Source organism: Peterkaempfera griseoplana (genome assembly GCF_001418575.1).
Classification (GTDB): Bacteria; Actinomycetota; Actinomycetes; order Streptomycetales; family Streptomycetaceae; genus Peterkaempfera; species Peterkaempfera griseoplana.
On the sequence record NZ_LIQR01000184.1, the window covers coordinates 1 to 19,948 of the forward strand.

General features: G+C 73.9%; 24 protein-coding genes and 1 riboswitch. Of the genes, 11 read left to right on the forward strand and 13 right to left on the reverse strand.

Translation table 11 applies throughout. The annotated features are described in order from the left end of the window. Window positions 1-28: 28 nt before the first annotated feature. Both AOK09_RS14710 and AOK09_RS14715 read right to left on the reverse strand, forming a co-directional pair. Window positions 29-802, reverse strand: a complete 774-nt coding sequence (locus AOK09_RS14710; protein ID WP_055587636.1) for a polysaccharide deacetylase family protein — start codon at window positions 800-802, stop codon at window positions 29-31. Window positions 803-852: 50 nt separating this feature from the next. Beyond that, entirely contained in the window at window positions 853-2,091 is a 1,239-nt protein-coding gene (locus AOK09_RS14715; protein WP_055587637.1) for a DUF5685 family protein, read from the reverse strand. A gap of 272 nt (window positions 2,092-2,363) precedes the next feature. Between AOK09_RS14715 and AOK09_RS14720 the strand changes: the two genes are divergently transcribed. Together AOK09_RS14720 and AOK09_RS14725 are read left to right on the forward strand one after the other, a co-directional pair. After that, window positions 2,364-2,567 (forward strand): DUF1918 domain-containing protein, encoded by a 204-nt coding sequence (locus AOK09_RS14720; protein ID WP_055587638.1) that lies wholly within the window; start codon window positions 2,364-2,366, stop codon window positions 2,565-2,567. A gap of 203 nt (window positions 2,568-2,770) precedes the next feature. Next, window positions 2,771-3,427: a DedA family protein gene (locus AOK09_RS14725; RefSeq protein ID WP_055587639.1), complete on the forward strand. Its 657-nt coding sequence runs from the start codon at window positions 2,771-2,773 to the stop codon at window positions 3,425-3,427. Between the two features lie 16 nt (window positions 3,428-3,443). Here the strand turns inward: AOK09_RS14725 and AOK09_RS14730 are convergent, their stop codons facing one another. Continuing rightward, on the reverse strand, window positions 3,444-4,310 hold the full coding sequence (locus AOK09_RS14730; protein WP_055587640.1) for an EamA family transporter: 867 nt from the start codon (window positions 4,308-4,310) through the stop codon (window positions 3,444-3,446). 128 nt (window positions 4,311-4,438) lie between these two features. Between AOK09_RS14730 and AOK09_RS14735 the strand changes: the two genes are divergently transcribed. From AOK09_RS14735 to AOK09_RS14745, 3 genes are all read left to right on the forward strand, one after another. After that, on the forward strand, window positions 4,439-5,014 hold the full coding sequence (locus AOK09_RS14735) for a helix-turn-helix domain-containing protein (RefSeq protein ID WP_055587641.1): 576 nt from the start codon (window positions 4,439-4,441) through the stop codon (window positions 5,012-5,014). A 97-nt stretch (window positions 5,015-5,111) separates the two neighbouring features. Then, on the forward strand, window positions 5,112-5,792 hold the full coding sequence (locus AOK09_RS14740) for an O-methyltransferase (protein WP_055587642.1): 681 nt from the start codon (window positions 5,112-5,114) through the stop codon (window positions 5,790-5,792). Between the two features lie 28 nt (window positions 5,793-5,820). Further along, on the forward strand, window positions 5,821-6,390 hold the full coding sequence (locus tag AOK09_RS14745; protein ID WP_055587643.1) for a YbaK/EbsC family protein: 570 nt from the start codon (window positions 5,821-5,823) through the stop codon (window positions 6,388-6,390). A gap of 2 nt (window positions 6,391-6,392) precedes the next feature. Here AOK09_RS14745 and AOK09_RS14750 read toward each other — a convergent pair whose 3' ends face one another. Continuing rightward, window positions 6,393-6,815 (reverse strand): DUF350 domain-containing protein, encoded by a 423-nt coding sequence (locus AOK09_RS14750; protein WP_055587644.1) that lies wholly within the window; start codon window positions 6,813-6,815, stop codon window positions 6,393-6,395. Between the two features lie 269 nt (window positions 6,816-7,084). Next, window positions 7,085-8,530 carry a pyridoxal phosphate-dependent decarboxylase family protein gene (locus AOK09_RS14755; protein ID WP_055587645.1) on the reverse strand — a complete coding sequence of 482 codons (1,446 nt, stop codon included), beginning with the start codon at window positions 8,528-8,530 and terminating at the stop codon, window positions 7,085-7,087. A gap of 197 nt (window positions 8,531-8,727) precedes the next feature. On the opposite strand from AOK09_RS14755, the gene AOK09_RS14760 reads away from it, so the two are divergent. Together AOK09_RS14760 and glmS are read left to right on the forward strand one after the other, a co-directional pair. Further along, a complete protein-coding gene (locus AOK09_RS14760) occupies window positions 8,728-8,997 on the forward strand; it encodes a hypothetical protein (RefSeq protein WP_055587646.1) in 270 nt (89 codons plus the stop codon). 33 nt (window positions 8,998-9,030) lie between these two features. Next, window positions 9,031-10,857 carry a glutamine--fructose-6-phosphate transaminase (isomerizing) gene (gene glmS / locus AOK09_RS14765; RefSeq protein ID WP_055587647.1) on the forward strand — a complete coding sequence of 609 codons (1,827 nt, stop codon included), beginning with the start codon at window positions 9,031-9,033 and terminating at the stop codon, window positions 10,855-10,857. Window positions 10,858-10,932: 75 nt separating this feature from the next. On the opposite strand, the gene AOK09_RS14770 is transcribed toward glmS, so the two are convergent. The 3 genes from AOK09_RS14770 to AOK09_RS14780 all read right to left on the reverse strand — a co-directional run bounded on the left by AOK09_RS14770 (window position 10,933) and on the right by AOK09_RS14780 (window position 13,638). Then, entirely contained in the window at window positions 10,933-11,592 is a 660-nt protein-coding gene (locus AOK09_RS14770) for an NADPH-dependent F420 reductase (RefSeq protein WP_055587648.1), read from the reverse strand. 80 nt (window positions 11,593-11,672) lie between these two features. Further along, window positions 11,673-13,040, reverse strand: coding sequence for a GNAT family N-acetyltransferase (locus AOK09_RS14775; protein WP_055587649.1), 1,368 nt, complete (start codon window positions 13,038-13,040; stop codon window positions 11,673-11,675). A gap of 67 nt (window positions 13,041-13,107) precedes the next feature. Next, window positions 13,108-13,638, reverse strand: coding sequence for a DUF1990 family protein (locus AOK09_RS14780; RefSeq protein ID WP_055587650.1), 531 nt, complete (start codon window positions 13,636-13,638; stop codon window positions 13,108-13,110). Between the two features lie 173 nt (window positions 13,639-13,811). Here AOK09_RS14780 and argJ point away from each other — a divergent pair, with 173 nt between their 5' ends. Beyond that, window positions 13,812-14,987: a bifunctional glutamate N-acetyltransferase/amino-acid acetyltransferase ArgJ gene (argJ, locus tag AOK09_RS14785; RefSeq protein ID WP_055587651.1), complete on the forward strand. Its 1,176-nt coding sequence runs from the start codon at window positions 13,812-13,814 to the stop codon at window positions 14,985-14,987. Here the strand turns inward: argJ and AOK09_RS14790 are convergent. From AOK09_RS14790 to AOK09_RS14800, 3 genes are all read right to left on the reverse strand, one after another. Continuing rightward, window positions 14,975-15,430 (reverse strand): GNAT family N-acetyltransferase, encoded by a 456-nt coding sequence (locus AOK09_RS14790; RefSeq protein ID WP_055587652.1) that lies wholly within the window; start codon window positions 15,428-15,430, stop codon window positions 14,975-14,977. The genes argJ and AOK09_RS14790 overlap by 13 nt on opposite strands. A gap of 12 nt (window positions 15,431-15,442) precedes the next feature. Beyond that, window positions 15,443-15,799, reverse strand: coding sequence for a bleomycin resistance protein (locus AOK09_RS14795; protein ID WP_055587653.1), 357 nt, complete (start codon window positions 15,797-15,799; stop codon window positions 15,443-15,445). A gap of 184 nt (window positions 15,800-15,983) precedes the next feature. Further along, on the reverse strand, window positions 15,984-16,775 hold the full coding sequence (locus AOK09_RS14800) for an SGNH/GDSL hydrolase family protein (RefSeq protein WP_055587654.1): 792 nt from the start codon (window positions 16,773-16,775) through the stop codon (window positions 15,984-15,986). A 112-nt stretch (window positions 16,776-16,887) separates the two neighbouring features. Continuing rightward, a riboswitch (guanidine-III (ykkC-III) riboswitch) is annotated at window positions 16,888-16,952 on the forward strand. A gap of 40 nt (window positions 16,953-16,992) precedes the next feature. Between AOK09_RS14800 and sugE the strand changes: the two genes are divergently transcribed. Next, complete coding sequence (sugE, locus tag AOK09_RS14805; RefSeq protein ID WP_055587659.1) at window positions 16,993-17,313, forward strand: quaternary ammonium compound efflux SMR transporter SugE; 321 nt, start codon at window positions 16,993-16,995, stop codon at window positions 17,311-17,313. A 122-nt stretch (window positions 17,314-17,435) separates the two neighbouring features. Here sugE and AOK09_RS14810 read toward each other — a convergent pair whose 3' ends face one another. Continuing rightward, complete coding sequence (locus tag AOK09_RS14810; RefSeq protein WP_055587655.1) at window positions 17,436-17,963, reverse strand: gamma carbonic anhydrase family protein; 528 nt, start codon at window positions 17,961-17,963, stop codon at window positions 17,436-17,438. 107 nt (window positions 17,964-18,070) lie between these two features. Between AOK09_RS14810 and AOK09_RS14815 the strand changes: the two genes are divergently transcribed. Then, window positions 18,071-18,502, forward strand: a complete 432-nt coding sequence (locus tag AOK09_RS14815) for a VOC family protein (protein WP_055587656.1) — start codon at window positions 18,071-18,073, stop codon at window positions 18,500-18,502. Next, a complete protein-coding gene (locus tag AOK09_RS14820; RefSeq protein WP_055587657.1) occupies window positions 18,499-18,990 on the forward strand; it encodes an SRPBCC family protein in 492 nt (163 codons plus the stop codon). Before AOK09_RS14815 ends, AOK09_RS14820 begins: the two co-directional genes overlap by 4 nt. A 4-nt stretch (window positions 18,991-18,994) precedes the next feature. Here AOK09_RS14820 and AOK09_RS14825 read toward each other — a convergent pair whose 3' ends face one another. Continuing rightward, window positions 18,995-19,690 carry a nucleotidyltransferase domain-containing protein gene (locus AOK09_RS14825; RefSeq protein ID WP_055587658.1) on the reverse strand — a complete coding sequence of 232 codons (696 nt, stop codon included), beginning with the start codon at window positions 19,688-19,690 and terminating at the stop codon, window positions 18,995-18,997. Window positions 19,691-19,948 lie beyond the last annotated feature (258 nt).

Here is a 19,948-nt window from a genome sequence, read left to right on the forward strand (position 1 = left end):
GGCCGCCGCGCCGGTGCCGGCGTGGGCTTCAGGGCTTGTACACCGTGCCGGGCTGCGGCTTCGCGGGGGCGAGCAGCTGGGAGACGGTCACCACGGTGTAGCCGCGCTGCTTCAGCCCGTCCAGGATCCCGGGGACGGCGGGGACGGTGCCCTGGTAGATGTCGTGCAGCAGGATGATGCCGTCCGGCTTCACCTGGTCCAGGACCCGCTTCTCGATCAGGGCCGAGTCGGTGGTCTCGTAGTCCTTGGCGGTGACGCTCCACAGGACCTCGGCCATGCCCAGGTCCCGGCAGATCGCGGCGACCTTGTCGTTGGTGCGGCCCTGCGGCGGGCGCAGCAGCAGGGGACGGGTGCCGGTGATCCGGGCGACCGCGTCCTGGGTGAGGGTGATCTCCTTGCGGGCCTCGTCCGGCTTGATGTCGGTGAGGATCTGGTGCGACCAGGTGTGGTTGGCGAGCTCGTGGCCCTCGGCGGCGATCCGGCGCACCGTGTCCGGGTACTTGACCACGTGCTTGGCACCTAGCATGAAGAAGGTCGCTTGGGCCTGGTGCTGCTTGAGGATGTCCAGCAGTCGGGGTGTGTTGGCACTGGGGCCGGCGTCGAAGGTCAGCGCGACGCACTTGGCCACCCGGCAGTCGACCGCTCCGGAGGCGACCTGCGAGCCCGCAGGTGCCTTGTCCCGCGCGCTGCGGGGTGTGGTGGTGTCGTACGAGTTGCATCCGCCGAGGGTCAGCGCCAGCGCCGCCGCGCCGAGGACGCTGACGGACATCCGGCGGAAGCGGCGGGATATGGGGATCGACATGGCAGGACTATACATACCGCGTATGCATCCACTCATCGGGCACCCCGCTGTCAGCAGTCGCACCCGCAGTCGCACCCGTCGCAACCATCACAACAGTCGCATCCATCACAGCCGTCGCACCCGTCGCAGCAGTCACACCCGTCGCAGCAGTCACATCCGTCGCAGCAGTCGCAGTAGTAGCAGCAGCCCTGGCGCCTGCGACGGCTCCACGGGCCCTCGTACTCCTCACGGCAGCAGAGCTGGCAGCTGCAGGCCATCATCGCCCAGACGGCGCAGCCCGCGAGCAGGCCCCGGCGCGGCGGCGGATCGCCGGGCGGGGGACCGAAGCCGGGGCCGGCCGGCGCCTGGTCCGGCGGGAGCTGCCTGGTGGTGTCGCCGACGGCGTGCTGCGCCGCCTCCGGTCCGTCCCGGTGGTTCGACGCGCAGCGGTGCCCCGGGCGGCCGAAGACCCGCTGCACGGCCCGCTCCGTCTCATGGGCCAGCAGCCGGTGCGCCAGTGCCCCGTCGGCGAACTCCACATCCCCGAGCGCGAGCCGGATGCCGTGCACCGCCTCACGGCAGAGCCGGTGGGCCTCGTCCAGCCCGGTGCCGGTGGCGGTCAGCGGGTTCCAGGCGCCGCGTTCCACGTCGTCCCGCAGGTCCTCGGCGGCGTCCAGCAGATGGGCCAGCCGGCCGAACAGGCGGCCCGCCTCAGCCAGCGGCTCCGCGTTCCGCGGGCGCCCCGCGAGCACCGCCGTGTGGGCGAAGGCGGCCGCGGTGGCCGTCTCGGTGGGCTCGGTGGCCGTCAGCACCGAGGTGCCCGGCCCGGCGCCGCGCTCCACCTCCGCCTGCCGGGAGGCCGCCTCCAGCAGCACGGCCGTGTCGAAGCCCACCGCCGCGCCGCTGCCCGCGCTCTGTCTGCCCCACCGCTGGGCGACCGCACGGGCGCCGGCGGCCACCGGGCGCCGGGCGAACGCCCCGTCGCCGTCCGCCACATGGTCGCTCACCTTGGCTGCGGCCAGGGCCAGCGAGACCGCCGCCGCCAGCCGGGCGCCCTCGCCGCGGGCCACTTCGGCGGTCCGCATGCCGCGCAGCGGGCAGGGCCCGGCGGTACGCCGCGCGGGGTCGCCGCCGGAGGACTGGGCCTCGACCAGGACCGAGATGATCAGGCCGTCGTAGTTGGTGGCGGTGCGGGCGAGCTGCCCGTGGTGGTCGCGCAGTGCCAGGCAGAGGCCGCACAGATGCGCCGTCCAGGAGGTCAGCAGCCGCTCCGACAGCCGGTGCCGACACGGTCGGATGATGCCGAACACGGGTCCCCCTCCCCGGCGCCGGACCACCCGGCACCCCCCAAGCCGGGCCACAGCCTAGGACAGGGCCGCCGGGCCGGAACCTGTAGGGCCCCGGCTGCGGCGGCCCTGCGTACGGCGGAACCGCCGGGGACGGTTCGGCGGGCCCGGCCGGCCGCCGGGCCCCCGCGCGCCACCGCCCCGGCGGCCTGTGCGCGCGGCGGCCAGCGGGTGACAGGGCGGCCCGCTCCTGATACCAACGAGGGAGAGGCATCGCGGTGAAAGGAGGGCCTGCCATGAACGCCGACATCGGGGACATGGTGCACATTCACGGCCGCACGGTCGGTGCCCACGACAGGATCGGCCGGATCGTCGAGGTCCGCGGCCCGGGCGGCTCCCCGCCGTACCTGGTGCGCTTCGAGGACGGCCACGAGGCGCTGATCTTCCCGGGTCCGGACTGCGTCGTGGAGCACCTGGTGACCCACTCAGGCCGGGGCTGATCCCGGTACCGGGCCGGCCGCCGCCGTCCCGGTGGCGGCCGGTGTCGAGGGCGGGTCCGGGAACCGGCCGGGGACGCCGTTCGTCGGTGAGGGCGAGGGGGCGGGAGCACGCGCGGCCCGCGCTCGGCCGCCGCCTGCGGTGGTGATCGGGTTAGGCTTCCCTGTCAGGCAGCAGGCATCCACCGCCCACGGAGGTAGCGGCGTTGCACATCGACGCTTGGATCGAGAGCGTTCCTCCCGGGGCGGTCTACGCACTGGTCGCACTGATCATCGGCGTGGAGAGCCTGGGCATCCCGCTTCCCGGTGAGATCGCGCTGGTCAGCGCCTCCCTGCTGGCCTCCCACGGTACGGTCAACCCGGTGCTGGTGGGCCTGTGCGCCACCCTGGGCGCCATCGTGGGCGACTCCATCGGGTACTCCGTCGGCCGCAGGGGCGGCAAACCGCTCTTCGAACGGCTGGGGCAGCGCTTCCCCAAGCACTTCGGGCCCCCCCAGCTGGCCTCCGCCGAGCGTTCCTTCCAGCGATGGGGCATGTGGGCGGTCTTCTTCGGCCGTTTTGTGGCGCTGCTGCGGATCTTCGCCGGCCCGCTGTCGGGTGCGCTGCGCATGCCGTACTGGAAGTTCCTGATCGCCAATGTGCTCGGCGGTGTCGTCTGGGCGGGTGGCACCACCGCCGGTGTCTACTACCTGGGCGTGGTGGCGGAGGACTGGCTGAAGAGGTTCTCCTGGGTCGGACTGATCCTGGCCGTCTGCCTCGGCGCCGGCTCGTTCCTGCTGATGCGGTGGCGTGCCTCCCGGGCCCACCAGGCGGAGCCGGAGGGCGACCCGGAGGCCGAGCCGGTGACGGCCGCCAGCGAGTGAGCCGCGCGGCGGCCGCTCATCCGGCCGCCAGCAGTACGGTGCCCACCAGCGCCAGCCCCGCACCGACCGCCTGCACCGGGCGCAGCCGCTCCCCCAGCCATCCCCGGGCGAGCAGCGCGGTCGCCACGGGGTAGAGCGATGCCAGTACGGCCGCCACCGACACCTGACCGCCCCGCGCGGCCAGCGCATAGGCCCCGTTGGCTGCCACATCCGCGACCCCCACCGCGGCCAGTGCCGGCAGCCGCCGCCGCAGTCCGGACCACAGGCCCTCCGGCGGCAGCGCCCCCGCGGGGTCGCGCCGTGCCACCAGCAGCAGGGCCGTACCGCCGACCGCGACATTGAGCACCCGCTGCACACAGAGCACCTGCAGCAGCCCGCCGTCCGCCGACGCCTCGGCGATCAGAGCCATCACGGCGCCGAACCCGAAGGCGGCGACCAGGGCGAGCAGCACCGCCCGGCGGCCCACGGCGGTGCCGCGCACCTCCGGGCCGCCCGCCAGGGCCACCCCCGCCACGGCGACGGCGATGCCCGCGGCCTGCGCGGGGCCGGGGCGCTCGCCGAGCAGCAGCCCCAGTCCGACGGGAACCACCACGCCCACGGTGGCCAGGGGCGAGACCACGCCCATGGGGCCGATCGCCAGGGCGCGGTAGTAGCAGAGGAGCGCGACCGGGCCGAGCAGACCGGCGGCCACCGCGCAGAGCAGCCGGGGCCCGGCGACAGGCGGCGCGCCGGAGGTGAGGGCGGCGGGCAGCAGCAGTACGGCGGCCGCGGCCTGGGAGGCGACGACCACCAGCAGCGCGGGCAGCCGCCGGGTCAGCAGTCCGCCGCCGAAGTCGGCCAGCCCCCAGAGCAGGCTGCAGGTCAGGGCGAGCAGGGCGGTCATGGGCTGGCCTGGGCCATGGGCAGCATGATGTACTCCGCAGTACATTGGACTGGACTGTGAACGGCCTCGAGCATAGTTCAACAGAGTGCACCGCGCGATTCATTGGACTGCCCCACGGAGGATGGCCCGTGCCCGACGCCGACCAGGTCACCCAGGCGCTCGCCCGCAACCTCAAGCGCCTGCGCACCGAACGTGGTCACACCCTGGACGCCCTGGCCGCACGCTCGGGGGTCAGCCGCGGCATGGTCGTGCAGATCGAGCAGGCCCGCACCAACCCCAGCGTCGGCACCGTGGTCAGACTCGCCGACGCCCTCGGGGTGAGCATCGCCAGACTGCTGGACTACGCCGAGGGCCCGTCGGTCCGGCTGGTCGCGGCGGACCGCGCCGTCCCGCTGTGGACCACACCGGCCGGCAGCAGCGGCACCCTGCTGGCCGGAGTGGAGGCCCCCGGACCGCTGGAGCTCTGGTCCTGGCGCCTGGAGCCCGGCGAGGGACACGGCTCGGAGCCCCACCCGCCCGGCACCGTGGAACTGGTCCGGGTGGACGAGGGGGAGCTCACCCTCACCGTCGACGGTCAGGACCACACCGTCCCGGCAGGCACCACCGCCACCTTCGACGCCGCACGGCCCCACCGCTACGGCAACGCGGCCGACCGCCCGCTGTTGCTCACCATGGTCGTCTCCGTCCCGCCACCGGCCCGCTGACCGCGATCCCGGGCGGCCCCGCCGGGGAATTCCCGGCCGCCACCGGGGAGCGTCGATCATCATGGGCGGAGGAGACCACGAGCGACGGAGACAGATCATGACGCAGGACCGCTGGACGGCAGTCGACACCTACCTCACCGACACCCTGGTCGGCCCCGACCAGGCCCTGGACAACGCACTTCTGACCAGTGAGAGCGCCGGGCTGCCCGCCATCAACGTCGCGCCCAACCAGGGCAAGCTGCTCCATCTGCTGGCCCTCTCCCACGGGGCGCGGTCCGTCCTGGAGATCGGCACCCTCGGCGGCTACAGCACCATCTGGCTCGCCAGGGCCCTGCCCGAGGACGGCTCCCTGGTCACCCTGGAGGTCGACCCCCGCCATGCCGAGGTCGCCCGGGGCAACATCGCCCAGGCCGGACTCGCCGACCGGGTGGAACTGATCCAGGGCCCGGCACTGGAGACGCTGCCCAGGCTCGCCGAACGCGGCCACGGCCCCTTCGACATGGTCTTCGTCGACGCGGACAAGCCCAGCACCCCCGAGTACTTCCGCTGGGCGCTGCGGCTCTCCCGCCCCGGCACCCTGATCGTGGTGGACAACACGGTGCGCGGGGGAGCCGTCGCCGACGCCGCCTCCACCGACGAGGCCGTGCGCGGGGTGCGGAGGATGCACGAACTGATCGCCGCGGAGCCGCGGGTCACCGCCACCGCGGTGCAGACCGTGGGTACCAAGGGCCACGACGGCTTCACCCTGGCCCTGGTCACCGCGGGCCCGGCGGAGTGAGCCGGGTGCCGCCGCGTACCATCACGCCATGAGCAGCGCACCGATCGGCACCTTCGCCCGCACCTGGCCCGCCGTGGAGCGGCCTGACCTGGTCGCCCCGCCCGTGGCGGCCGCCCTGGCCGCCTGGAGCGGTCCCGCGCCGGTGGAGTCGGTGCTGGTGGTGGACACCGACCCGGACGCGGCGGACACCGCGGTCTTCTGCGAGACCTACGGAGTGCTGCCGGAGGAGTCGGCCAACTGCGTACTGGTGGCGGCGAAGCGCGGCTCCGCCACCACCATGGCGGCCTGCATGGTGCTGGCCGGCACCCGGGCCGACGTCAACGGGCTGGTCCGCCGTCACCTCGGTGCCCGCAAGGCCTCGTTCGCCCCGCTGGAGACGGCGGTCTCGCTCAGCGGCATGGAGTACGGCGGGATCACCCCCGTCGGGCTGCCCGCCGACTGGCCGGTCCTGGTGGACGCTGCCGCTGCCGACGCCCCCTGGCTGGTCGTCGGCAGCGGAGTGCGGCGCTCCAAGCTGCTGCTGCCGGGCAAGGTGCTGGCGGGACTGCCCGGGGCCCAGGTCCTGGACGGGCTCGGCATCGCCGCACCGGCCGGCTGAGGTCAGGAGATCGAGGCCGCCACGACCGCGGCCACCGAGAGGTTGACCGCCGCGGTGACCCACACCGCGGGGTGCGGCTCCGGGTCGACCAGGATCTCGCCCAGCCGGCCCGGGGTCAGCAGGTCCACCGCCCAGAACGCCACGGCCATCAGCACCAGGCCCAGCACACCGAAGCAGGCCGTGGAGGCAAGGCCCTTGCCGAAGCTGTCATAGGTGGTCCAGATCGAGGTGAAGACGATCCCCCCGATCCCCAGCAGCGCCGAACTCAGCAGCACCGCCGCGTTGCGGTTGCGCTCCACCCAGATCTGGTGGCCGAGCTTGCCGGGGGTCAGCAGGTCGATCAGGCCGATGCCCAGCAGCAGCAGGACGACGCCCAGGGCGCCGAAGACAGCAGCGGAACCCAGGCCGTGGACTATGTCGTTCATGGTGTGGTCGGCAACTCTCTGCTCTGGTGGTGCCTGGCGGTCGAGGAGTTGCCAAAAGGTAGCGCATCCGGCCACCGCCGCCCCCGCCGGGTTCGCAGAGCCGGGATCGTCCGCCTGCGGCGGCCGCCTGCAGGGCAGTTGACGCCTGCCGCGGCTCCCGCCCCGGGGTCAGCCGCGGTCCGTCCGGGCGGGGCCGTGGGCCGCCCCGGAGCGACCGGCCGGCCGCCGGGGCGTCACCGCCGCAGCGACCGGCCGGTGGCCGGCGCGGGTCAGCCGTGCCGCTGCGTGACCAGTCCGGCAGCCGCCGCCCGTACCTCGTCGAGCAGCACCGCCAGGTCCTCCTCGGTGGTCGCCGCGTTGAGCAGGCAGGCCCGCAGCGCCTCCCGGCCGCCCAGCACGGTGCCGGTGACAAAGGCCCGGCCACGCCGCTGTACGGCGAGCGGCAGGTCGCGGTTGACCGCGTCGGCCTCCGCGTCGGGCAGCCCCGGGGCGCGGTGGCGGAAGGCGACGATCGAGGTCTCCACCGGAGCCACCAGCTCCAGCTCGGGGTCGTCCTCCACCAGCTGCCCGAGGTGCCGGGCGAGGGCGGTGCAGCGGGCGATGTCGGCGGCGACACCGTCCCGGCCGCGGTGCGCGATGGTCGCCCAGACCTTGAGCGAGCGGAACGGCCGGGTCTGCTCCATGCCGTACTCGGAGAACCAGCCCAGTCCGCCGGCCTCCTCGTCGCGCAGATACGGCGGCACCAGGCTGAAGGTGGCGCGCAGCCCGGCGGCGTCGCGCACCAGGGCGCAGCCGCAGTCCACCGGCACCCCCAGCCACTTGTGCGGGTCCAGCGCCAGCGAGTCGGCGCGTTCCATCCCCGAGTAGCGGTGGGCGATGGCCGGGTCCAGGACCCCGAAGGCACCGTAGGCGCCGTCGACGTGCAGCCAGAGGCCCTCCTCGCCGCACAGGTCGGCGACCGCGTCCAGCGGGTCCACCGCACCGGTGTTGACGGTGCCCGCCGAGGCCGCCACCAGGAAGGGCAGCAGGCCCTCGGCCCGGTCGGCGGCGACCGCCTTGCGCAGCTCGGCCACATCGAGGTGGCCGTCGGCGTCGGTGGGCACCGTACGCAGCCGGCGGCTGCCCAGGCCCAGCAGCTCCGCGGCCTTGCGCACACAGGAGTGGGTCTCGCCGGTGACATAGGCGACCAGCGGCGGCATCCCCGCCAGGCCGTCCTCGCGGACGTCCCAGCCGGCCCGCTGTGCGGCCCGGTTGCGGGCGGCGGCCAGGCAGAGCACCGTCGCCATGGAGGTGCCCGAGGTGAGGATGCCCGCGCCCGGCTCGTGCGGGAAGCCCACCAGCTCGGCGATCCAGCGCACCACGGTCCGCTCCAGGTGGACGTCGGCGTGGTCGCCGCCGGCCGAGCTGGGGTTCATCGCGGAGGCCGCGAGCGTCGCCAGCACGCCGGCGGGGGCGGGCGCGGAGTTCACCCAGCCGAAGAAGCGGGGGTGGCCGTTGCCCATGGGATAGGGCATCACCTCGCTGCCGATGGCGGAGAGCAGTTCCTCCAGCGGGCGTCCGGCGGCGGGCAGCGGGGCGGTCAGCAGGTGCTCCCGGGCGGCGTCGTCCGTGGGCTGCCACACCGGCCGGGACGCGACCGCGCCCAGGTAGTCGGCGACCAGGTCGGCCGCGGTGTGGGCGGCGGCGCGGAAGTCCTCGCGGGGGGTCTGGCTCAACGTTCGGGCTCCAGGAGGGTGCGGGCGGGTCGTCCCGGGGCGGCGTCGTCGGCGCTCGGACGGAATCGATCGTACGCGTTCACCCGGAAGGACCCGTCGGGAGCCCTTCTGGGCCGATCGAGGGGCGTTCCTGCCCGATTTCGGGCAGGAATCTTGGTGTCGCGGGTATGGAATGCCTACGCTCCTGCCTCGTGCCCATGCCACAGCATCCCCATGAGGACCTGCTCGCCCACCTCACCCGCACCAGTGCCCTGGCGCCGGGCGAGGCCGCGCGGGTGGTCGCCGACGTGCTGGCGTACTTCTCGGAGACCGCCGAGGAGTACGTCCGGCGCCGCCATGGCGAGCTGCAGGCCCGCGGCCTCACCAACGACCGGATCTTCGGCCGGATCGCCGCCGAGCTGCCCGCCCGGCGGGTCGCCGCCCCGGAGCTGTCCGCCCGGCAGCTGCGCCGGATCGTCTACGGCTGAGACCGTCCCGACCCCCACCCCAGGAGGACATCCATGTGCGGCATCGTCGCCTACATCGGCTCCAAGGACGCAGCACCCATCCTGCTGGAGGGCCTGCAGCGGCTGGAGTACCGCGGCTACGACTCGGCCGGGGTCGCCGTGGCCGGCCGTTCCGGCGCGCTGCGGCTGCGCAAGGTCAAGGGCAGGGTCGCCGACCTAGCCGAGGCGCTGCCCGCCCGCTTCAAGGGCACCGCCGGTGTCGGCCACACCCGCTGGGCCACCCACGGCGAACCCAACGACGCCAACGCGCACCCCCACCTGGACGGCACCGGGCGGATCGCGGTGGTGCACAACGGGATCATCGAGAACGCCGACCTGCTGCGGGACCGGCTCGCCGCCGACGGTGCGGTCTTCGCCTCGGAGACCGACAGCGAGGTACTGGCCCATCTGATCGCCGCCCACACCGGCGAGGGGACCGACCTCGAGGACGCCGTCCGCCGGGCCCTGAAGCACATCGTCGGCACCTACGGCATCGCCGTCCTGGACGCCGCCCGGCCCGACCGGATCGTGGTCGCCCGCAACGGCTCCCCCATCGTGCTGGGGATCGGCGAGAAGGAGATGTTCGCCGCCTCGGACGTCGCGGCACTGGTCCGCTACACCCGCCAGGTGGTGCACCTGGACGACGGAGAGCTGGCCACCGTACGGGCGGACGGCTTCCGCACCTTCACCGAGGACGCCCGCACCACCGCCAAGCAGCCCTCCACGGTGGACTGGGAGGTCGGCTCGTACGACACCGGCAGCCACCGGCACCACCTGATCAAGGAGATCCACGAGCAGCCCGACGCGGTGGAGCGCACCCTGCGCGGGCGGCTGGACGACCGCTTCCACACCGCCCACCTCGGCGGTCTCAACCTGGACGCCCGCGAACTGCGTGCCATCCGGCGGGTCAAGATCCTCGGCTGCGGCTCCGCCTACTACGCCGGGGAGATGGGCGCCCAGCTGATCGAGGAGCTGGCCCGGGTGCCCGCCCATGCCGAGCCGGCCTCGGAGTTCCGCTACCGCAACCCGGTGATCGAGGCCGACACCCTCTATGTCGCCGTCAGCCAGTCGGGGGAGACCTATGACACGCTGGCGGCCGTCCAGGAGATCAGACGCAAGGGCGGCCGGGTCCTCGGCGTGGTGAACACCGTGGGCAGCGCCATCGCCCGGGAGTGCGACGGCGGGATCTATCTGCACGCCGGGCCGGAGATCTCGGTGGCCTCCACCAAGGCCTTCACCTCCACCGTGGTGGCCTTCGCCCTGTTGGCGCTGCACTTCGGCCGTGTTCACGACCTGTCGCCCGCCGACGGCCGCCGCATCTGCGCGGGCCTGAAGGCGCTGCCCGGGCAGATCCGGGAGATCCTCGCCCGGGAGGAGCGGATCGCGGGGCTGGCCGCCGAGTACGCCAAGCACGAGGGGATGATGTTCATCGGCCGGGTACGCGGCTGGCCGGTCGCCCGGGAGGGCGCCCAGAAGCTCAAGGAGGTCTCGTATGTGCACGCCGAGGCCTACCCGGCGAGCGAGCTCAAGCACGGGCCGCTGGCGCTGATCAGCCCGGAGCTGCCCACGGTGGCGGTGGTGCCGGACGACGAGCTGCTGGACAAGAACCTCACCACCCTGGGGGAGATCCGCGCCCGCAGCGGCCGGGTGCTGGCCGTGGGCCACCGGGCGCCGGACCCGCGCCACGCCGACCACGCCGTGGTGGTGCCCCGCAACGAGCCGGAGCTGGACCCGCTGCTGCTGGGGATCCCGCTCCAGCTGCTGGCCTACCATGCGGCGGTGGCGCTGGGCCGCGACGTGGACAAGCCGCGCAACCTCGCCAAGAGCGTCACCGTGGAGTAGCCGGGCGGTCCCGTGACGCCGGGGGCACGGATTGCCCCCTGGCGTCCGGCGTCACGGGACCGGACCCGGCGTCCCTCAGGCCTGGGCCCGGCGGATGGCGTAGTTGAAGTCGGCGTGGCCCAGCAGGCGCATCATCCGCAGCCAGAACGGCATCAGCATCTCCAGCCCGCGCGAGGCGGTGATGTCCCCCATGTCGATCACCGAGTCCTGCGGCCAGCCGAAGTCGTGGAGCAGCTGGGACACCTGCTGCTTGGCGTCCGCGTCGTCGCCGGCGACGAAGATGTTGTGCTCACCCGGCACCCGCGCCGGATCCACCATCACCTCCATGTTGCAGGTGTTGAGCGACTTGACCACCCGCGCCTCGGGGAAGGCCCGCTGGATCTGCTCGCCGGTGCTGTCGGTGTTCACCGGATCCAGGGTGACGGCGCCGTCGGGGCCGAACACCAGGGGGTTGGAGACGTCGAGCAGCACCTTGCCGGCCAGATTGCCGGCGCCGGCGGCGGTGAGGGCCTGGAGGGAGACCGTCCCGCTGGTGGCGTTGACCACGATCTCGCCGAACGCGGCCGCGTCGGCGAAGGTGCCGCTTCGTCCGGCCGGGCCGCTCTGCTCGGCCCAGGCCAGTGCTGCGGCGTTGTCCTTGGTGCGGGAGCCGAGGGCCACCTCGTGTCCGAGGGTCAGCAGCCTGCTGCCCAGTGTCCTGCCGACGCCTCCGGTGCCGATGACTGCGAAACGCATGGATACCCCCTGGTCGGTCCGTACGGCGTGCCCCTCGTGGCACGGGACACGCCGTACAGAGTAACCATTCTGACGCTGCATCAGCCCTGCAGGTCCGCCATCCTGGGCGCCGGCTGTCCGGTGGTCCGCGCCAGATGGGCGGTGACCACCAGGGTGCCGTCCTCGACCTGGTAGTCCAGCGGTACCTCCAGGCGGCGCATCACCGCCACCATGGCGGAGTTGGAGGCCTGGGTCACCGCGTAGACGGTGTCGACCCCCGCCTCGGCGGCGAGCGCCGCCAGCCGGCGCAGCAGCTCCAGGCCGAGGCCGCGCCGCTGCCAGGCGTCCTCCACCAGCATCGCGACCTCGGCGCTGTCGCCGTCCCACATCAGATGGGCCAGTGCGGCGAGCCGCCCGTCGGCGAGCTCCACCGTGAGGGTCTGCCCGTGCCGGGGCTCCAGCAGATGGCCCAGGTAGCGGTCGGCGTCGTCGACGGGGCCGTGGTAGCGGCGCCGCAGGGTCTCCGGGGAGCACCGGTGGTGCAGTTCCAGCGCGGCCCGGTGGTCGTCGGGGCCGGCCCGGCGGACGGTGATCTCGTTGCCCGCGGCCAGGGTGACCACGTCGCGGTGGTCCGGGACCCGGGGCCCGAGCACCGCGTCCAGCTCCACCAGGGCCCGCGCCCGGGCGAACTCGGTGGGGGTGAAGGGCAGGTGGGGCCGGGAGACCTCGATGAGACCGCCGGACGGATCCTGGAGTCGCATGACGTCGCCGTCCAGGGCGGGGAAGCCGGCGGGCCGTGCCGGGCCCGTTGCGGCGGGCAGTGAGCGGATGGTGCAGCTGCCGAAGAGCTGACGCAGCGCCACCGGGAGTTCGGACGCGTCCAGGGCGGTCCTGGTGGCCAGCCCGAGGATCGTGGTGGGGACGTCGACCAGGTCATGGGTGTCGGCCCGGTCGATCCAGGTGTCCCGGCCGCCCGCGGCCGCGAGCGCGCCGGCCAGCGCGGGGCGCGGCACCCCGGACGGGGCCCGTACCAGGAACTCGTCGACGGTGCCGGTGGAGAGCGGATGGGTCTGCAGCGAGATGATGTTCACCTCCAGCCGGGCGAGCGCCGCGCACACCGCGGCCAGGCTGCCCGGCGAGTCGGCGACGGTGGTGCGGATCCGCCACAGCGAGAAGCCGGCGGCAGGGTGGCCCGGGGCGGTGGTGTCGGTCTCCGCCCGGGTCGCCTCGGCCGCCGGCCCGGCGCTGGGGTCCGGGCCGGGCGGGGCATGCGTGTGACGATGTGTCCACCAGCCGTGGAACAGTGCTGCGGCGAGCAGCGCGGCGGCGGAGGTGGCGAGCAGTACGGGGCCGTCGTGGCCGTGCACCACGATGTCGGCGACCAGGTCGGCGGTGGCCACGGCGAGGAAGAGGGCCGAGAGTTCGACGGCCTCCCGGCGCCAGCGGTGGTGCTTGGAGAGATGGTCCATGCCACCAGGCTGCCGTGTCGGTGTTTCACGATCACGAACACATGATGACCAGTCGGTAAAGGGCGCTTCATTGCTCTCTGGCAGGTTTTGCACCATAAGTGGCCAGCCGGCGCAGCACCTGCCCGCAGCGCCGGGCGTACAGTCGCTGGGCGACGGGGGTCAACGGTCCCGCGGCCCGGGTGAACCAGCGGGCGGGGAGGCTGAAGGCGGTCACCGTGAAGCGGACCGCTCGGTCGTCCCCCAGCTCCACCATGAAGCACTCCTCACCCCGCTCGGGGTGGCCCGCCAGGGTCCCGTAGGCGAAGCCGAAGCGGTCCGGTCCGGTGGCGGTGTGCACCACCCGGCAGGGGGCGTGCAGGGCCAGCGGTCCCCAGCCGAGAGTCACCTCCACGTCGACGCCGGGCGCGGCCCGTCCGGCGTCCGGGCGCACCCCCACGCCGACGGCGCGGTGCATCCGCCAGGTGAGCAACGCCTCGCCGGCGGCCTCCAGCACCTCCCGCCCGTGCCCCAGCACGGTGGTGTGACGCAGCAGGTGGTAGCCGGGCGGCAGGGGTCCTCCGGCGGTGGCTCCGACCTCGGGGTAGCTGAATCCGGTCACCTGTCGCCTCCTGCGCCCGCCGCCGTGCGGCGTCCCACGGGTCGCAGCGTAGTGCGGCCGGGCGCGTCACCCGGCGGCCGGTGCCGCCGGGAGGAGTATTGCGATTGCCAGCGGCCGCCTCGATCTGCAACTGTATGCAGAAATCGGAATATGCATGCGGAGGGATCGGGTTGATGACCGACACACCGAACGGCTGGCCGCAGGGCTTCCACGCCTGGACCGGGCGGATCGGCCTGCGCGAGGAGAGCGGCGACGACCTGTCGCTGATCGCCTCCGACCGGCCCTGCACCAGCGCGGCCGTCTTCACCCGCAGTCTCTTCGCCGGAGCCGCCGTGCTGGTGAACCGGCGTCACGCCCCCGCCCAGCAGACCCGAGCGGTGGTCACCGTGGCCAAGAACGCCAACGTCGCCACCGGCGAGCAGGGCGAGCGCGACGCCGTGGAGATCGCCGCCCTCGCGGGCGCAGTCGTGGGAGCCCCCGCCGAGCAGACCCTGATCTCCTCCACCGGGGTGATCGGCCGGCTGCTCCCCATGCCCGCCGTACGGGACGCCCTGGCCACCGCCGCCGAGCAGTGGGACGAGCACCGGGACGCCTCTCCGCTGGACGTCGCGGCGGCCATGATGACCACCGACACCCGGCCCAAGATCTCCGCCGGCACCGTCGGCCACGCCCGGATCGTCGGCGTGGCCAAGGGCGTCGGCATGATCGAACCCGACATGGCGACCATGCTGGCCTACCTCACCACCGACGCCGAGGTGCCCGCCGGGCTCCTGGACACGGCGCTGCGCGCCGCCGTCGACGCCACCTTCAACTGCCTGAGCATCGACAGCGACACCTCCACCTCCGACACCGTGGCCCTGCTGGCCAACGGCGCGGCCGGCCCCGTGGACCCCGCCGAGTTCACCGCCGCCGTCGCCGCGGTCTGCCTGGACCTCACCCGCCAACTGGCCTCCGACGGCGAGGGCGCCACCAAGCTCATCCAGGTCACCGTCACCGACGCCCGCGACCGCGTCCAGGCCAAGCGGGTCGCCAAGGCCGTCGTCAACTCCCCGCTGGTCAAGACCGCCGTCCACGGAGCGGACCCCAACTGGGGCCGGGTGGTGATGGCCGTGGGCAAGTGCATGGACGACACCGACATCGACCCCCGCCGGGTGCGGGTCGCCTTCGGCGGGCTGGAGGTCTACCCCCGGCAGGCCGGCCAGGACGACCTCGCCCGCCTCACCGAGGTGATGAAGCAGCCCGAGGTGCCCATCACCGTCGCCCTGGGCACCGGCACCGCAGCCGTCACCGTCTACGGCTGCGACCTGTCGGCCGAGTATGTGCGGATCAACGCCGACTACACCACCTGACAGCTCAGCAGCGGCAGCACCCTCCCCGGGATCGAACCGGAGGGGGTGCTGCCGCTCCGCACCGCCCCCATCGCCAGGTAGAAGGCCTCGGCATGGGGATCGGACGCGATCTCCAGCCGCCGGAAGCCGAGCGCCGCCGCCTCCCGCAGCACCGCCTGGAACAGCAGCCGGCCCACCCCGCGGCCCATCGCCTCCGGAGCCACGAAGCACATCCCCAGGTCACCCTGCGGAGCCTCACCTTCCAGCGTGGTGAAGCCGAGGATCCGGCCGTCCTCCACCGCCACCCGCGCCCGCCGGGGGGCGACCTCGGCCGCCGTCACCGTCAGCTCCGCCCGGCAGGACGCCATGAACGCCTCGTCGTAGCCCCAGTGCGCCTTGGACCGCAGTGCCAGCTCCGTCAGCAGCCCCGCCTCGGCGGCCACCGCCGCCCGTATCGACACCATCGCCGCCCCCGCTCAGGCCCGGCTGGGGGAGCCGAACCGCAGCAGGTTCCCCCACGGGTCGATATGGGCGCCCTCGCGCATGCCGTAGGGCGTGTCGACCGGGTCCACCAGCTGCCCGGCCACCTGCGCCCCCGACCACTCGGCGGCCAGCGCGTCGGCGTCGCTGACGTACAGGTACGCCGCCGAGTTGCTGGTCGCCGGATCGATCCGGTCCACCGCCGCCAGATGAAGTGTCACCTCGTCACGCCGGGCGAAGGCGTAGTACGGACCGGAGCGGTCCACGGTGAAGCCCAGCGCCCCGTAGTGGGCTGCCGCGGTGGCGGGATCGCCGACCGGCAGGATCGCGGCGGAGCCGGTGAAGATGGTCATGCCCGACACCTTAGAGGGACGGCGCGTGAATCGGCGGTGCAGGAAACGGCACGGTGCCGCGCCCTGCCGTTCGGATCGCACCGCCGCCCGGCCGGCCGCCCGGGCCGGGGCACGACACGGGAACTCCCCCGGACCGGTGCAGCCACCCCCGCGGCGCGGGGCGGCCCCGCGCCCCGACACGCGGTCAGACCTCGTACGGCGCCAGCTCCGGCCGCTTGGGGGAGCGTCCGTCACCGGACGAGCGGCCGGTCAGCCGGCGGACGATCCACGGACCCAGGTGCATCCGCAGCCAGGCGAGGTCGGAACGCAGCCGGGCGGCCCGGCTCGGCGCGGGCGCGGGGGGCAGCGGCTCCCGCCAGTCGAAGGACGGCTCCATGCCGAGGGCCTCCAGCACCGCCTCGGTCACCCGGCGGTGGCCCTCGGGGGAGAGGTGCAGCCGGTCCTCGGCCCACAGCCGGGGGTCGTCGAAGCAGCGCGCCGAGAACAGGTCCACCACCACGACCTCCGGACGCTGCCGGGCCAGCTCCTCCACGAAGCCCTTCATCCGCAGGATCGCCGGGAGCAGCCGGGCGCTGCCGCGCAGCCGCCGGGACGGATCGGTGCTGGTGAACATCACCACCCGCCGGGCGCCGACCACCAGCTTCTCCGCGGCCTCGCCCAGCCGCGCCTCCACCAGCGCCACATCGCAGCCCGGGCGCAGCACGTCGTTGAGTCCGCCGGCCAGGGTGACCAGCTCCGCGCCCATCGCCGCGGCGATGTCCACCTGCTCGTCGCAGATCTGGCCGATCAGCTTGCCGCGCACCGCGAGATTGGCGTACCGGAAGCCCGGCGAGCCGGCCGCCAGCCGTGCGGCGAGCAGATCGGCCCAGCCGCGGTAGCTGCCGTCGGGATGCACGTCGTCGCACATGCCCTCGGTGAAGGAGTCGCCGACGGCGACGAGGCTGCGGTACGCGGATGCGTTGGTGGTCTTCTCCATGGCGCGGACGATCCTAGACGGCGCCCGGCCGCGCCCCGCCGCCGCACCCCTGGTGACCCGGATCACCCGCCCCGGGTTTGCCCGGCGGGGCCGCGGTGTGGGCATGCTGGGGGCGGACCCGCCGCGGCGGGCCCCGGACGAGGCGCGCCGTACCCGGTCATGCGAAGACGACGCGGATCACCTGTATGCGATCCGTCTCTCCGGGAGGTACGCCGCCATGGCGTGGCTGTATGTCGTCGTCGCCGGTCTGCTCGAGGTCGGCTGGGCCGTCGGTCTGAAGTACTCCGAGGGTTTCACGCGGTCGGTTCCGGCCCTGCTCACCGTCGCGGGGATCGCCGCCAGCATGGCGCTGCTCTCGCTGGGGGCCCGTACCCTGCCGATCGGTACCGCCTATGCCGTCTGGGTCGGCATCGGGGCCGCCGGTGCGGCGCTGCTGGGGGTGGTCGTGCTGGGGGAGCAGGCGAGCCCGGCCAGGCTGGCGTTCCTGGGTCTGCTGGTGGTGGCGATCGTCGGCCTCAAGCTGACCTCGGGCCACTGAGACGCGGGGACCCGTGCGTCCGGCCCGCATCCGCCGCAGGCCGGACGCGCGGGTCCCCCATCACTGTCAGGGCCGGCAGGGCGTGCCGTGCCGCGCGGCAGCGGACGCACCGGGAGGCCGTGTCAGCCCCGCAGGGACTCCCGGTGGGCCCGGGCCAGCAGCAGATAGCCCTCGGCGTTGACCTTGATCCCCGCCCGCTCCTCCTCGGTGAGCGGCCGCTTCACCTTCGCCGGGACACCGGCCACCAGCGATCCCGGCGGCACCTGCATGCCCTGCGGCACGACCGCCCCGGCCGCCACCAGCGAACCTGAGCCGACCACGGCGCCGTTGAGCACGGTGGCGCCCATGCCGACCAGCACGTCGTCCTCGATCATGCAGCCGTGCAGCACCGCGTTGTGCCCCACCGAGATCCGCTCGCCCAGCACCGCGGGGAAGCCGGGGTCGGCGTGGACCGTGCAGTTGTCCTGGATGTTGGTGTCCGCGCCCACGGTGATGTCCTCGGCGTCGCCGCGCAGCACCGCGTGGTACCAGACGCTGGCCCCGGCGGCCAGCCGCACCCGGCCCACCACCACCGAGGTCGGCGCCGTGAAGGCGGCCGGGTCCACCTCCGGCGCCCGGTCCGCGACGGCCGCGATCAGTGCCTCCGCCATGACTGTTCCTCCTTCTGCGGGCTGCTGTGCTGCCGTACCGTACCGGCCGCGCGACACGGCCCCGCGGCCCGGGCCGACTGTCGTACCCCGGGCCTAGGCTGCGGAGCATGACCGTTCCCGCAAGGATCAGCATCGTCACCCTGGGTGTGGCCGACCTGGAGGCCAGTGCCCGCTTCTACCAGGATCTCGGCTGGAAGCGTTCCAGCGCCTCAAGTCCCGAGATCGTGTGGTTCCACACCGCGGACTCGGCACTGGGCCTCTTCCCGGCGGAGGAGCTGGCCGCCGACGCGGGGGTGCCGGCCGAGCCGGAGTCCGCCTTCCGCGGCGTCACCCTCGCCATCAACCTGGAGGACGAGGCCGCGGTCGACCAGGCGCTGCAGAGCGCGGTCGATGCCGGGGCCACCGTGGTCAAGCCCCCGCAGCGCACCTCCTGGGGCGGCTACTCGGGTTACTTCGAGGACCCCGACGGCCATCTCTGGGAGCTGGCCCACAACCCCTTCTTCCCGCTGACTTCCGAGGGCCGGCTCGACCTGCCGTGAGGGGGGCCAACCACTACCGGTTCGCGGAGGGCTGGGAGCTCGCCGCCGCGGCGGGCGACGTGCTCGCGGTACTGGAGGACGTCGCCCGCTACCAGGAATGGTGGCCGGAGATACGCCGGGCGCGCCGTCTCGACGACCGCCGGGGTGAGCTGACGGTCCGTTCGCTGCTGCCCTACGACCTGGTGCTCACCGTCGAGGAGTCCCGCCGGGATCTCGCCGCGGGGGTGCTGGAGGCCGCCATGACCGGCGACCTGGTGGGCTGGTCCCGCTGGACCGTCACCTCCCGTCCGGGCGGCAGCCTGGCCCTCTTCGAGGAGGAGGTCAGAGCCACCCGGCCGCTGATGCGCCGGCTGGCGCTGCCCGCCCGGCCCCTGTTCACCGCCAACCACGCGCTGATGATGCGCAGCGGCTGCCGCGGCCTGCGCACCTACCTCGCCGGCTACGCCGCCGGCCGGGCCGCCTCCGGGGCGGCCGGCGACCGTCCCTGAGCGCTCACCTGCGGAGGTATCCCGACCACAGCGGGCCGCCGGCCCGGCCGAGCACCTCCACCACGACGGCCTCCAGGGCGGCCGGGCTCCCGGCGGCGGCCCCGGCCGCCGCCGTCGACAACCGGTGGTGCAGCTCCGGATCCGCCTCGGCCAGCCGGCGCGACAACCACTTCCCGCTGCCCAGCCAGTGCCCGCCCGCCAGCAGGGCGAACTCGGACGCCCTCACCAGAAGCTCGGCCGCCAGATGCACCCGCTCCAGCGGATCGGAGCAGCCGCGCAGATCGTCCAGCGCATCCGTCAGCCGGTAGCGGTGGTCATCCAGCTCCTGCCGGGAGACGGGCGGCGGTCCCGCCGCGAGGCGGGCCCTCGCCCGTGCCTGCAGCTCCGCCCCCAGAGAGTCCCGGTCCACCAGCAGTACCCCCTCCGCGCACATGGTCAGCAGCGGCGAGCTGCGGGCTGCCACCTCCCGGTCGGCGAAGGACTCCCAGGCCGCTCTGGTCTGCACGAACAGCTCCACCGGCCAGCCACGGTGGACCAGGCTCTCCCGGTAGGGGGCCGGCGGTCCTGTCAGCAGCACCACGATGTCGAGGTCGGAGGTGCTGGTACGCCGCGTGGTCAGCACACTCCCGGCCAGGAATGCTGCCCGCGCCTGCGGGAAGCGGCTGCGGACGATCTCTCGGGCGGCGTCGACGGGCTCCATGCGGCCAGCCTCCCGCGATCAAGGACCCGAATTCAACGTGTCGTGGCGCGCGGGGCGGGGCGGTGCGGTGGGACGCCGACCCGGGGGCGGTGGGTCCGGCCGACCACCGCCCGTCTCCGGTCCGCGGGGTGTCGTGGTACTCCGGCGCGGCACAAGCGCCGGAAAGGCCGCCCGCACGGGGAGGTCCTCCCCCGGCGACCGCAAGCGTGAGCGGGCGAGGGCCGCTCCCCGAAAGGAGCAACCCCCGCCCACCAGGTG

Excerpts from the sequence above, each read along its gene's own strand:
- AOK09_RS14710 (WP_055587636.1), bottom strand. The coding sequence starts at position 802 with ATGTCGATCCCCATATCCCGCCGCTTCCGCCGGATGTCCGTCAGCGTC.
- AOK09_RS14720 (WP_055587638.1), top strand. The coding sequence starts at position 2,364 with ATGAACGCCGACATCGGGGACATGGTGCACATTCACGGCCGCACGGTC.
- AOK09_RS14730 (WP_055587640.1), bottom strand. The coding sequence starts at position 4,310 with ATGACCGCCCTGCTCGCCCTGACCTGCAGCCTGCTCTGGGGGCTGGCC.
- AOK09_RS14740 (WP_055587642.1), top strand. The coding sequence starts at position 5,112 with ATGACGCAGGACCGCTGGACGGCAGTCGACACCTACCTCACCGACACC.
- AOK09_RS14745 (WP_055587643.1), top strand. The coding sequence starts at position 5,821 with ATGAGCAGCGCACCGATCGGCACCTTCGCCCGCACCTGGCCCGCCGTG.
- AOK09_RS14750 (WP_055587644.1), bottom strand. The coding sequence starts at position 6,815 with ATGAACGACATAGTCCACGGCCTGGGTTCCGCTGCTGTCTTCGGCGCC.
- AOK09_RS14760 (WP_055587646.1), top strand. The coding sequence starts at position 8,728 with ATGCCACAGCATCCCCATGAGGACCTGCTCGCCCACCTCACCCGCACC.
- glmS (WP_055587647.1), top strand. The coding sequence starts at position 9,031 with ATGTGCGGCATCGTCGCCTACATCGGCTCCAAGGACGCAGCACCCATC.
- AOK09_RS14770 (WP_055587648.1), bottom strand. The coding sequence starts at position 11,592 with ATGCGTTTCGCAGTCATCGGCACCGGAGGCGTCGGCAGGACACTGGGC.
- AOK09_RS14775 (WP_055587649.1), bottom strand. The coding sequence starts at position 13,040 with ATGGACCATCTCTCCAAGCACCACCGCTGGCGCCGGGAGGCCGTCGAA.
- argJ (WP_055587651.1), top strand. The coding sequence starts at position 13,812 with ATGACCGACACACCGAACGGCTGGCCGCAGGGCTTCCACGCCTGGACC.
- AOK09_RS14790 (WP_055587652.1), bottom strand. The coding sequence starts at position 15,430 with ATGGTGTCGATACGGGCGGCGGTGGCCGCCGAGGCGGGGCTGCTGACG.
- AOK09_RS14795 (WP_055587653.1), bottom strand. The coding sequence starts at position 15,799 with ATGACCATCTTCACCGGCTCCGCCGCGATCCTGCCGGTCGGCGATCCC.
- AOK09_RS14800 (WP_055587654.1), bottom strand. The coding sequence starts at position 16,775 with ATGGAGAAGACCACCAACGCATCCGCGTACCGCAGCCTCGTCGCCGTC.
- sugE (WP_055587659.1), top strand. The coding sequence starts at position 16,993 with ATGGCGTGGCTGTATGTCGTCGTCGCCGGTCTGCTCGAGGTCGGCTGG.
- AOK09_RS14810 (WP_055587655.1), bottom strand. The coding sequence starts at position 17,963 with ATGGCGGAGGCACTGATCGCGGCCGTCGCGGACCGGGCGCCGGAGGTG.
- AOK09_RS14815 (WP_055587656.1), top strand. The coding sequence starts at position 18,071 with ATGACCGTTCCCGCAAGGATCAGCATCGTCACCCTGGGTGTGGCCGAC.
- AOK09_RS14825 (WP_055587658.1), bottom strand. The coding sequence starts at position 19,690 with ATGGAGCCCGTCGACGCCGCCCGAGAGATCGTCCGCAGCCGCTTCCCG.